The sequence below is a fragment of the Humibacter sp. RRB41 genome (assembly GCF_022761015.1).
Taxonomy (GTDB): domain Bacteria; phylum Actinomycetota; class Actinomycetes; order Actinomycetales; family Microbacteriaceae; genus Humibacter.
The window spans coordinates 279,479-290,674 of the sequence record NZ_JAKWJQ010000005.1; the positions used below are offsets into that span (position 1 = coordinate 279,479).

The following is an 11,196-nucleotide window of genomic DNA, read 5'->3' on the forward strand; positions in this document are numbered from 1 at the left end:
AGGAGGAACAACATGGCAACGACGGTCAGCGACGCGATCATCCAACGGCTGAAGACGTGGGGTGTGGCACCGGTTTTCGGATTCCCCGGTGACGGTATCGGTGCCTTCGACGGCGCGCTGGGCAGGGCGGAGAGCGAGGGGGAGGGGATCGAATACATCCGGCCGACTCATGAGGAGATCTGTGCCCTGATGGCGACCGCGTACGCGAAGTTCACCGGAGAAGTGGGTGTGTGCGTCGCGACGTCGAGCCCGGGTGGCTTCCATCTCTTGAACGGCCTGTATGACGCGCAGATGGACAATCAACCGGTGGTGGCGATCGTCGGTCAGCAGGGGCTCGATGCGATGGGCACGTTCACTCAGCAGGAGAGCAATCTCGAACGGGTGTTCCAGGACGTTGCGTGCTACGTGCACACGATCGCGAGCCCCGCCCAGGTGGACGCTGTCATCGACACGGCGTTCCGCACGGCTAGGCTGCGCCTACAGCCGGCCGTCGTGATCATTCCGCACGACGTGCAGGCGATGAAGGCCGTCGCTCCCGCGATGGCGCATTGGGTGTCGCGCTCCAGCACAGTGCCGGCATCCACGGCCATCACGCCTCCCGCGAATGATCTGCGCAAGGCAGCCGGCATCATCAACGCCGGCGAGAAGGTGACCTTCCTGGTCGGCGCGGGTGCCCGCGGCGCGACCGACGAGGTGCTCAGGGCCGCCGAACTCGCGGGCGCGGGAATCGTCACGGCACTGCGGGGCAAGGATGTCGTGCCCAGCGACATTCCGCACCACACGCAGCAACTCGGGCTGCTCGGCTCGTTGCCGAGCCTGCACCAGGTGAACGGATGCGACACCCTCGTCATGCTCGGCTCCAACTATCCCTACGGCGAGTTCCTGCCCAAGAGCGGCACGGCCCGCGCGATCCAGGTCGACCTGAAGGCGGAGCAACTCGGCTTGCGGTATCCGACCGAGGTGAACCTATGGGGGGACGTGAAGTCGACGCTGGAGGCTCTCATCCCGATGCTCGAACGCAAGAACGACCTCTCTTGGCAACGTGGCATCGCCGACGAGATGGCAGGTTGGGAGCAGGAGGAGGAGGCCGAGGCGATGGTCTCCTACGACGACGGTGCGAACCCGCGTCGCTTCTTCCACGAGCTGAACAAGCGGCTACCGCCGGATGCGGTCGTCACGGCCGACGCCGGCACCACAGCTGACTGGTACGCCCACCACATCAGGCTGCGGCGCGGCATGCGCGGTGACCTCTCCGGACGGCTGGCGACCATGCTCGCAGCGATGCCGTACGCGGTGGCGGCGAAGTTCGCCTTCCCTGAACGCCCGGTGTTCTGCACGATCGGCGACGGCGCGTTCCAGATGCTGGGCATGAACGAGCTGATAACTGTGAAGAAGTACCTCGACCGTTTCGAGAACAAGCAACTGGTTGTGCTGGTGATGCACAACGACGACCTCGGCCAGGTCTCGTGGGAGATGCGCACCGAAGATGCCAACCCGGTCTGGCGCACCGCGCAGGACGTCGAATCGGTCGACTACGCGGGCTACGCGCGCCTCCTCGGCTTCCAGGGTGTCCGCGTCGACAAGGACGATGACGTGGCATCGGCCATCGAGACCGCTCTTGCACACGATGGAGTGACCTTGATCGACGCGATCGTGAGCCGCAACATCCCGCCACTTCCAGCGCACATCACCAAGGAGTATGCGAAGAACACCGGTCTCTCGCTGCTCAAGGGCGATCCATTCGAGCTCGATGCGATCAAGGACTCGGCGGCAGCGCTCGCGGCGGAGAGTGTCGAGCGCGTCAAAGGTGCCTTGCACCTCGGCCGCGACAAAGACGAGTGAGCGATCAATGACCGGTGACAGCACCATTCGCTCGGTACGGGCAACCGTCTACGTGATTCCGACCACGTACGACGGTGAACCCGTGCCGGAATCCGACGGCACCGCGGGGTGGGACTCGACCGGTGTTCTCGTGGTCGAGCTGGAGGCGGGCGGATGCGGAGGCCTCGGCTATGCGTACACGTCCCCTGCCGCGCTGCGCGTCGTGCGCGACGTCCTCGCGCCAATCGTGATGGGCGCTGATGCGAAGTCGACGACCGAGCTGTTCTGGGCGATGGCCCGCTCCCTTCGCAACATGGGCTGGCGCGGCATCGCTGCCAGCGCCATCTCGGCGATGGACGTCGCCCTACACGACGTGAAGGCCCGACTCCTGAACGTGTCTCTGCTCGACATGCTCGGGCGGGCGCGCGACCGGGTGATGGTGTACGGCAGCGGCGGGTTCACCGGGTACACCGACACCCAATTAGCACGGCAGCTCGGCGGGTGGGCCGATCGCGGCATCCGCGCCGTCAAGATGAAGGTGGGGACGGATGCCGCATCGGATCCGGCCCGTGTGCGTGCCGCCCGCCACGCAATCGGCGGCGACGTCGGGCTGTTCGTGGATGCGAACGGTGCGTATGACCGCAAGCAGGCGCTCGCGCTCGCGGAACGGTTCGCGAGCATTGCCGACGTGAGTTGGTTCGAGGAGCCGGTGACGAGTGATGACCGCGACGGGCTTCGGTTGCTGCGCGACCGGGCGCCGGCCCGAATGCAGATCGCCGCAGGTGAGTACGGGTACGTGCCAGCCGACTTTCGTGCCCTCCTGAGCTCGGGCGCCGTCGACGTCTTACAGGCGGATGCCACCAGATGCGGCGGCGTCACCGGATTCCGCAATGCCGCCGAACAGTGCGTCGCCTGGCACGTGCCGCTGAGCGCTCACACGTCGCCCGCGTTGCACGCCACGCTCGCCGCGTCCGTCGAATCCGCCGTTCACGTGGAGTACTTCCACGACCACATCCTCATCGAGTCACTGCTGTTCGAGGGGGTGCCCGACCTGGTCGACGGATGTCTCGTGCCCGACCCGTCGAGACCGGGACATGGTCTGTCGCTGTCCGGGCGCGGCCACGAGTTCCTGCGGGAGGAGTGGAGCTCGAAATGAACGATGAGCGGATGCCGTCAAAGGATCAGGACCCCACCCTGGTTCGCAACCAACCCGCACTTCGCACTTCGCATGGACGCATCTGGCTCGTTGTCGGCGGCATCTTCGCCGTGATCTGCGTTGCGGTCCTGCTCCTTCAGGCGCGCAACGACGTCGCCTGGGCCGTTATCGGAGCCGTCGTGGTGGTCGCGTTGTACTGTGCGATGATCGTCGCTCGGTTCATGGTTCCGCCCGCTCGACGGCTGGTGATCTTGGCCTGCGTGTTCGCCGCCATTCCGGTGTGGACGATCATCTGGCTGCTCGTCATCATTGCGAACTCCTTCTGAGGATGCTTGCGCGTGCGGACGCAACCCCTTGCACGCATCCGTTGGCGGGCGTTGCGTTGAGACATGGCTCAAACGCAGTACACCTTTGACAACCCGGTCACCCGCTATCCCAAGGTTTCACCGCCGAAGGATCAGGTACCCGAGCCGGGAAGTGACGCGGAGCTCGAACCTCCCGCGGACCACGGCGAGGACACCTATGTGGGATCCGGTCGGCTGGCCGGCCGCAAAGCGCTCATCACGGGCGGCGACTCAGGCATCGGTGCCGCCGCAGCGATCGCCTTCGCACGGGAAGGCGCCGACGTCGCCATCGTCTACCTGCCCGAGGAAGAGAACGACGCGCAGCACGTCGCAACACTGATCGGCGAAGCAGGACGCACGGCGCTGACGCTGCCGGGAGATCTCGTCGACCCTGCCTTCTGTGCCGACGCGGTGCAGCGCACGGTGGATGCATTCGGCGGCCTCGACGTTCTCGTCAACAATGCGGGGAAGCAAGTCTTCTGCAAAGACATCACCGAGCTGCCGGATGACCAGTTCGACCGAACGATGAAGACGAACGTGTATGCGATGTTCCACCTCACGAAAGCGGCAGTGCCGCACATGAGCGAGGGATCCACGATCATCAACACCACATCTGTGCAGGCATATCTGCCGTCAGACATCCTCGTCGACTACGCGACGACCAAGGCCGCGATCAACGCGTTCACGAAGGCGCTCGCAGCGCAGCTGGCGCCTAAGGGCATCCGAGTCAATGCTGTCGCTCCTGGCCCGATCTGGACGCCGTTGCAGCCCAGCGCCGGCCAGCCGCCGGAGAAGCTACCGGACTTCGGCGCACAGACCGCACTCGGAAGAGCCGGTCAGCCCGCTGAACTCGCCCCGGCGTACGTCTTCCTTGCCTCGGCCGAGTCGAGTTACGTTGTCGGAGAAACATTGGCCGTCACCGGAGGGATGCCGACCCCGTAGCCGAGGACGTGAAGAACGCTGGTCCGCGGTCTCAACGAGAGGTCAAGCTTGCGGAGCAAGCAGCGAGCAGAGGGATGACAGCGACGAGCCTCGCAAGGACAGCACTTCGCCGGAGCGATAGAGGTCGAAGATTCGTGGGTCGATGTAGCTGGTTCTCGCCACTGCGGGAGTGTTTCCCAGAAGGTCGGCGCATGCCTTGATCGCGGATCGTATGGTGCTCTCCGCGTCTTTGGATGTCGCCGGCGTGCCCGCACGCGCTAAGAATTCTGCGGCCGTGGTGGTGCCCCGAAGCGTTCGAAAATCCTTGGCTGTGGCCTCGGTGCCGGTGCGACGATGGACATAGTCGTTGACTTCCGCAGTGGTGACGGCGTGCCACTTCGAGTCTCGCCAGGCGACTGCGCGGGCGCTCGGGCCCCGCTGATCGACGATCTCGCGAAAGTAGCGAGTGAGGAGAGGGTCATTGAGCGAGGAGCTCCAGCGAAGGCCGCCTTTGGACGGGAACTCGAAAATGACGGACGAGGATTCGATGACGAGATCGCGACAGCGCATCGTCGTGACGCCGCGCGATCCATATCGCCTCAGATACTCTTCATTGCCGACCCGCACAGCTGTGAAATCCATGATCCTGAACGCGGCGGCAAGGGCCCTGCGCGGTTCGAACCCGTCACGACTCAGGTCCCGAGTCACCGAGCGTCGGGCGTGTGGAAGGGCCGCGGCCAATTCCAAGGCGCGATCGAACTTGGCTTCGTCACGACGTCGACGCCACTCCTCGTGATACAGATACTGAAGCCTCTCCGCAGCGTCGCGCCCAACTGCCTGAATGTGCCCGAGAGCATCATCACAGATCCAGACATCCGTCCATGCTGGCGGTATCGCCAATTCTTGGATCCGATCCAGCGTGCTGTCGTCGACGACCTCGGACCCGCGGTCGGCCTCGTAGCGAAACGTCCCCGTCCTGCCAACAGGGATACGGTGAATGCCCGGTCCGCTCGGATCGCTCCGACGCATGGCCCCGCGGGAATTCATGACCGAGGAAGATCCCGAGGCGCCGTGCTACGCGTTCTCGTCGGAATCGCTAAGTCGCGAGGTCAGATGCTCGATCTGTTCCACCTTCTCCGCATCCTCGATCTCGCGGCTGAGGTCATCCCAGTCATCCCATGGTTCGCTGACGAGTTGGCTGGCAGGCCCCACAAGGACTTGGATCATGTGTCTCTCACCTGAACTTGTCAGTGCTGGAAGGGACACGGTGTCGGCGAGTCCGCGCCTGCCTAGGGCTCGTGCGTACGCCACGAACGCCTCGGCAATGCGGTTGCCGGTCAGGAAGACGGTTCCGCTGTATGTGATTCGTCGCACCCTTTCACCTGAACCCATTTCGTCGGCGCCGTCGAGGGCTTGACGAGACGACGATCAGGTGCGACGAGGGTGGCTTGGTCGAGCCTGACGGCTCACGCGAAAACGATCCTGTGATCTGTTATTCAGCCCGAGGACTGGCCTCGATGAATGCTTCGGCGTCACTTTCCGGCATCACGATCATTCCACGCGTCCCGTGCGATGATTGCGCGAGCGCTTCCAGCCAGACACGGTTGAGCTCCGGAGGGCGGCTTCCGGCGAATCGGAATTGCAGCGGTACCGCTGGGGAGAGCCACAGGCTGACACGACCGGAGCCGTCCTCGGCAGGTACGGTCCAATTGATCAGGAAGCTCTCTTGCAGGCGGAGCTTGGCAACGACCGCGATCTTCAGGTGGGCGAGGGTGCGATCCTCAATCTCGTACTCTGCGCCGGATCCGTAAATGAGATAGCCCATGCGCACATCATGACACCTGCGCTTCGGTTAAAGGCAAGTCGCTCTCGTGTCCACGGTGGATGGTCATCGCACCCGGGTTGAAACCGCAACGTGAAGGCAGCGCGCGCGTCGACAGCGCTTGAGTGCTTGCGCCATCCAGCCGCGAAATCCCTTGAGGTGCCCTGTCAAGCGTTCGCGTTTTGAGGTGAGTCGGTCTTCGACAGCGGTTCAGCGACGTCTTCCAGCGAGGTGTTCTCGGCGTTCACGCCAAGGAAGACCTCGACGAGTCCCGCCGCGATCATCAATCCTGCGCCGATGAAGTATCCGATGGCGACGGCGCCGATGCCGATGGACACGAACTGGCCGAACAGCAACGGACCGATGATGCCGCCAATGCCGGTACCGACCGCGTAGAAGAACGCGATCGCCATCGCCCTGGTCTCCATCGGGAAGATCTCACTGACCGTCAGATAAGCGGCGCTGGCGCCCGCGGAGGCGACGAAGAACACGACCACCCAGCACACCGTGAGCCAGGTTGCATCCAGAACGCGGGAATCGAACAGAATGCCAGTTGCCACCAGCAGCACGCCACTGCCGATATACGACAACGAGATCATCACCTTGCGGCCGACCGTGTCGAACAATCTGCCAAGGAGTACAGGGCCAAGAAAGTTGCCGGCAGCGATCGGAACAAGTGCCCACGGAGCGACGTCATCCGGAACGTGTAAGAGTTTCGTGAGCACGAGCGCGTAGGTGAAGAAGACGGCGTTGTAGAGAAACGCCTGACCGATGAACAGGGAAAGCCCGAGCACGAATCGCTTGGGATACTTCAGCACCGCCACCCGCGCGATCTCGCCGAAACCTGTCGACCGCCGCTGCTTGATCTCGATCGACTTGTCGTCTGCGACCTTTTCCAGGCTCGTTCCGACGTCGTCTTCAACCTGCCGCTCTATGTCGTCGACCTCGTGCTCCGCTTCACGATCGAGGCCATGGATGAACATCCATCTCGGCGACTCAGGTACGTTCCGTCGGACGAGCAGAATGCTCAACCCCAGAACGGCGCCAAGCCCGAAGGCAAGCCGCCAACCGAGCGCGGGAGCGAAGATCGCCGTGTTCAGCAGGAAGACGGTGAGCATGGCGCCGAATGCCGTGCCCAGCCAATATGAGCCGTTGATCGCGAGGTCGACAACGCCGCGGCGCTTCGCGGGGACGAGTTCATCGATTGCAGAGTTGATCGCCGAGTACTCGCCACCGATTCCGGCGCCCGTGAAGAAGCGGCACACGAAGAAGAAGAGCGGCGTGAACGAAAATGCCGTAGCAACGGTGGCCAGGAGGTACACGCCGAGTGTGATCATGAACAGCTTCTTGCGACCGAATCGATCGGTCAGGTAACCGAACACCAGAGCGCCGACACAGGCGCCGGCCACATACACCGCTGCGGCGAGCCCGATATCTCCTGTGGTCAGCCCCAGACCACTGGACTTCTCGGTCAGACGGCTGCTGAGGGCGCCAACGATCGTTACTTCCAAGCCATCCAGGATCCACACCGCGCCCAGACCGATCACGACCGTCCAATGCCATTTGGACCACGGCAATCGGTCCATACGAGCAGGAATGTTCGTGCGAATCGTCTTCAATTCGTGCGTTGCCATATGCCCTCCCAGACAGCCACGCGAAGAGAGTATGGACGGCAGGGGCCGGGCGGCAACCCCTTGTGGATCGCGTCTCGCATGTATTCAGCTGCGGGACTTCCAGTCGAGCGCCGTAGGGGAGGGGCGCTCGTGTCGGCGACGGTCAAGAAGTAGGCCAATGCGACGAGGCAGGTTCTCGTTCATTTGAACACGACCGCAACAGGCGCCCATGCGCGGCTGCAGGCCTACGCTTTCGCCAATGGGCGAACCGTTCACGCCGTTCCACGCGACGTGGTTGCCGGCAGGCTGACCGTCGAGGACACATCCTCGTGAAACGATCCGACCGAAAGGGCGACGATGATGACAACCGAGACCAGAGAATCAAAACTCAGTTCGGCCTTCGTTAAGCTCGCTGACTCCCTCGTGACCGATTTCGACGTGATCGACCTGTTGCATTGGCTAGTTCAGGAATGCACAGACATCCTTGATACTCAAGCCGGTGGCCTGATGCTTGTGAACCCGGCAGGATCTCTCGAGCTCGTGGCTTCCACAAGCGAAGACGTCGAGCTCGTTGAAGTCTTCCAACTCGCCGCCGGAGACGGCCCGTGCCTGGATTGCTTCCGAACTGGAACCGCGGTCACAGTCGGCGATATCGAAGCTGAGTCAGTGCGCTGGCCGGCATTCTGCGTTGAGGCGTTGAGGTTTGGTTTCCGATCAGTTCATGCAACTCCGCTGCGACTTCGTGGGCAGATCATCGGGACCATGAACCTCTTCAGCCATTACACCGGTGCTCTTATCGATACAGACATCTCCGTCGCCCAGGCTCTGGCCGACGTTGCCACGATCGGGATCCTTCAAGAACGCAGTGCCCGCAGCGCGCAGATCGTGACCGAACAGCTGCAACGCGCCCTCGATTCCCGCATCTTGCTCGAACAGGCCAAAGGAGTGATCGCGGCAACCGCGGGCCTGAGCATGAGCGACGCGTTCGTGGCCATGCGCTCATACGCCAGGAACCGGAGCGTGCCCTTACGCCAGGTCGCCGACGACGTGATCGCGCGTCGGATCGACGTCGGATATCAAAACACCCATCCGGCGGCCGAGTTGGACCTCCCATAGACAACTCCACCTGACTCCGCAACGGGGTTGGCGGCCAAGCGCAACCTGGCCGCACGGACCGGTTCGCGAACGAAGGGCCACGGTAAGTAGAGCGAAGGCGGGTGCGATCTTGCAGCTGCTGGACTGTTTGGACTCTCCGATGCTCAAGGCGGGTTAGCTTGAGGTGGTGGCATTTCGCTGTATTGCTAGCCCGAATTGTCGCGAGCTCTGGGAGGCTTAGGAGCCTTGTAACGGGTTCGGACTGCCTCCCGGAAATTGCTCAACGTACCAGCTTTGACGTCGCTTCCCGATGATTCACCGGGGCAAAGGTGATGAGGTGTGAACCTTCTCCAGCTATCCGGGACATATAACGCGCTCCGGAGGATCGGTGACGGTCATCCGATGGGCCACTCCGGCGTAGTCGAGATTTGATCGACCGAAGCCGCGAGGATTTGGCCGCCGACGTCACGGCATTCATCGCGGCGATGATGCCTTGTTCGGTTGGAGGGCTGTTTCGTCGCCGTACAGTGAAGCGATCGCCATTTTGCCTTGGCTGATAGTTCAGCGTCCCTATTTCCTGCGGTTTGCTGCGCGACGCACGAGCCCGATGATGGCGGTGGCAGCGAAAAGAATGATTCCGATGATGGCGAGCCAAAGCAGTCCTTTGAAGGCGAAGCCGACAACGGCGAGCACGAGCCAAATCACAAGAAGGACAATGAGCAAAACGATCACGTCAGCGCCGTGGATTCCTGTTCAGCTGTGCGTCAGAGTCGAACAGCGCTTTCATGCATGTTCGATGACCGGTTCGTGTGTTGTGCGCGTGGGACTGTCGTACCCGAAACGACAATCCCACGCGCGTCCCCTGTCATCGCCGGGCTTTCGGCCGTGCGAAGTTCGTGAATCGGGCTCCTCGTGAGCGGAGGTACATCAGCGTTCCTGCGCTGAGAAGGAGGAGCCCAGCGATCGTTACCGGCAGCGCGTCAGAGCCGGTGTCGGCCAATGACCCGCTGACGGGCGAGTCGGTCTGGGACGCGGCGGCTCGTGCTGCGATGGCTTGTGCTGCTGCTACCTGGGCTGCGGTAGCTGCCGCTGCTTGCGCGGCTGCTGCTTGTGCTGCGGCTGCGGCGGCAGCTTGTGATGCTGCAGTTTGCTCGGGGGTTGGTGTGCTGGCGACGATTGCTGTTCGTGGGCTGCAGTCGCTGGGTCGGGTGATCACGTCGGAGTCGAGGGTGACGGCGCCGTTTCGTGCCAGGAGGCGGCCAGTAATGGTGGTGTTGGTGTTGGCGGTGATCGAGGTCAAAGCCATGATGGTTCCCGCGAAGGTGGAACCGGTGCCGAGGGTGGCTGAAGATCCGACTTGCCAGAACACGTTGCAGGAGTTCGCGCCGCCGGTGAAGGCGACGGTGCTGGCGGATGCGGTGATCAGGGTGCTGGCTGCTTGGAAGATGAAGACGGAGCTCGCGGATCCGTTCAGAGTGACGGTGCCGTTGAGGGCGAGTGCGTCGCCGGAGTACACGCCGGGGACGAGGGTTCTGCCGGCGAGGTCGATGATGTTCGACTCGTCGGGGGAGCGACCTGCTGTGTCGTTGTAGGCAGTGGTGAGGTCGGCTTGGGCCTGTTGGGCTTGCGCATCGGTGGCGTGGATCACCCCGTTGGAGATGACCCCAGGCGGGAAGCCTGTGACCGCGGTCCCTGGGCTGAGCCCGACGTCGCCGTCGGTGACCGTGGTTGCACCGGTGTTGGTCACGGTGCTGCCGGCGAGGACCTCGTAGCTGTCCGCGGTACCGAGCCCGACCGTCGACTGAACCGACCCCGCCGCGTTGGCCGGACCAGCGCTCCCGAGGATGATGAGCGCCGTCATACCGGCCACTGCAGTGACCGGCAGAATGACTCGCCATCGGCGCGGTGCGGCAGTCGACAAGCGTTCAGCATGCGTGCGGTGTGCAATAGACAACAGAGCCCCAGTTCTCAGTGCGGTTCAAAACCGTCACCGGGTCTGGGGCAACACCCGAAAGCTATTCTCAGTGGGTAGTCCCGTCAAGATGGACAGCCCTGTCGACAAGGCAATATCAAGTCGAGCGATGTTTGCACAGACCAGAGGAATACGAAGTGCACGGAGGTGTAATTTCGCACCGGGCCGCTCCTGAGGGTCCTCGTGCCGTAGATCGGTGCGAGGACACGAGCGGAAGCATGCAGGCCGGACCTGGCACCCCACCAGTGACGAGTATCCTCGGGAGAACCCTCATCCCTGGCCTTCGATTTGAGCCGTTCCGAGAGTGTAAATACCTGATCAGGGGCTAAAACGTGGCGGAGGATGGGGTGCCGGGGGTCGCGACATAGGTGACAGGTGATACGTGACAGGTGAGTCGCGACATATGCGACAGGCTGGCGGGTGTCGAAGAACCGTGTCGCTGTGCTTAAAGT

General features: G+C 62.9%; 11 protein-coding genes. 5 read left to right on the forward strand and 6 right to left on the reverse strand.

Annotated features, from left to right (window positions below; all coding sequences use genetic code 11):
* The first annotated feature begins 12 nt into the window (after nucleotides 1-12).
* The 4 genes from MJ603_RS15010 to MJ603_RS15025 all read left to right on the forward strand — a co-directional run bounded on the left by MJ603_RS15010 (nucleotide 13) and on the right by MJ603_RS15025 (nucleotide 4,263).
* Complete coding sequence (locus MJ603_RS15010) at nucleotides 13-1,842, forward strand: thiamine pyrophosphate-requiring protein (protein ID WP_243064545.1); 1,830 nt, start codon at nucleotides 13-15, stop codon at nucleotides 1,840-1,842.
* 7 nt (nucleotides 1,843-1,849) lie between these two features.
* A complete protein-coding gene (locus MJ603_RS15015; protein WP_243064546.1) occupies nucleotides 1,850-2,977 on the forward strand; it encodes an enolase C-terminal domain-like protein in 1,128 nt (375 codons plus the stop codon).
* 11 nt (nucleotides 2,978-2,988) lie between these two features.
* A complete protein-coding gene (locus MJ603_RS15020) occupies nucleotides 2,989-3,303 on the forward strand; it encodes a hypothetical protein (protein ID WP_243064547.1) in 315 nt (104 codons plus the stop codon).
* Nucleotides 3,304-3,366: 63 nt separating this feature from the next.
* On the forward strand, nucleotides 3,367-4,263 hold the full coding sequence (locus MJ603_RS15025; RefSeq protein WP_243064548.1) for a glucose 1-dehydrogenase: 897 nt from the start codon (nucleotides 3,367-3,369) through the stop codon (nucleotides 4,261-4,263).
* A gap of 42 nt (nucleotides 4,264-4,305) precedes the next feature.
* On the opposite strand, the gene MJ603_RS15030 is transcribed toward MJ603_RS15025, so the two are convergent.
* The 4 genes from MJ603_RS15030 to MJ603_RS15045 form a co-directional block, all read right to left on the reverse strand.
* Nucleotides 4,306-5,271, reverse strand: coding sequence for a DNA topoisomerase IB (locus tag MJ603_RS15030; RefSeq protein ID WP_243064549.1), 966 nt, complete (start codon nucleotides 5,269-5,271; stop codon nucleotides 4,306-4,308).
* 45 nt (nucleotides 5,272-5,316) lie between these two features.
* A complete protein-coding gene (locus MJ603_RS15035; RefSeq protein ID WP_243064550.1) occupies nucleotides 5,317-5,616 on the reverse strand; it encodes a hypothetical protein in 300 nt (99 codons plus the stop codon).
* Between the two features lie 118 nt (nucleotides 5,617-5,734).
* Nucleotides 5,735-6,067 (reverse strand): hypothetical protein, encoded by a 333-nt coding sequence (locus MJ603_RS15040; protein ID WP_243064551.1) that lies wholly within the window; start codon nucleotides 6,065-6,067, stop codon nucleotides 5,735-5,737.
* A 164-nt stretch (nucleotides 6,068-6,231) separates the two neighbouring features.
* A complete protein-coding gene (locus MJ603_RS15045) occupies nucleotides 6,232-7,698 on the reverse strand; it encodes an MFS transporter (RefSeq protein WP_243064552.1) in 1,467 nt (488 codons plus the stop codon).
* Between the two features lie 339 nt (nucleotides 7,699-8,037).
* On the opposite strand from MJ603_RS15045, the gene MJ603_RS15050 reads away from it, so the two are divergent.
* The gene (locus MJ603_RS15050; RefSeq protein ID WP_243064553.1) at nucleotides 8,038-8,793 is read left to right on the forward strand and encodes a GAF and ANTAR domain-containing protein; all 756 of its coding nucleotides are present in this window, start codon (nucleotides 8,038-8,040) and stop codon (nucleotides 8,791-8,793) included.
* A gap of 549 nt (nucleotides 8,794-9,342) precedes the next feature.
* Here the strand turns inward: MJ603_RS15050 and MJ603_RS15055 are convergent.
* The gene (locus MJ603_RS15055) at nucleotides 9,343-9,504 is read right to left on the reverse strand and encodes a hypothetical protein (RefSeq protein ID WP_243064554.1); all 162 of its coding nucleotides are present in this window, start codon (nucleotides 9,502-9,504) and stop codon (nucleotides 9,343-9,345) included.
* A gap of 133 nt (nucleotides 9,505-9,637) precedes the next feature.
* Nucleotides 9,638-10,633: an ice-binding family protein gene (locus MJ603_RS15060; protein ID WP_243064555.1), complete on the reverse strand. Its 996-nt coding sequence runs from the start codon at nucleotides 10,631-10,633 to the stop codon at nucleotides 9,638-9,640.
* Nucleotides 10,634-11,196: the final 563 nt, after the last annotated feature.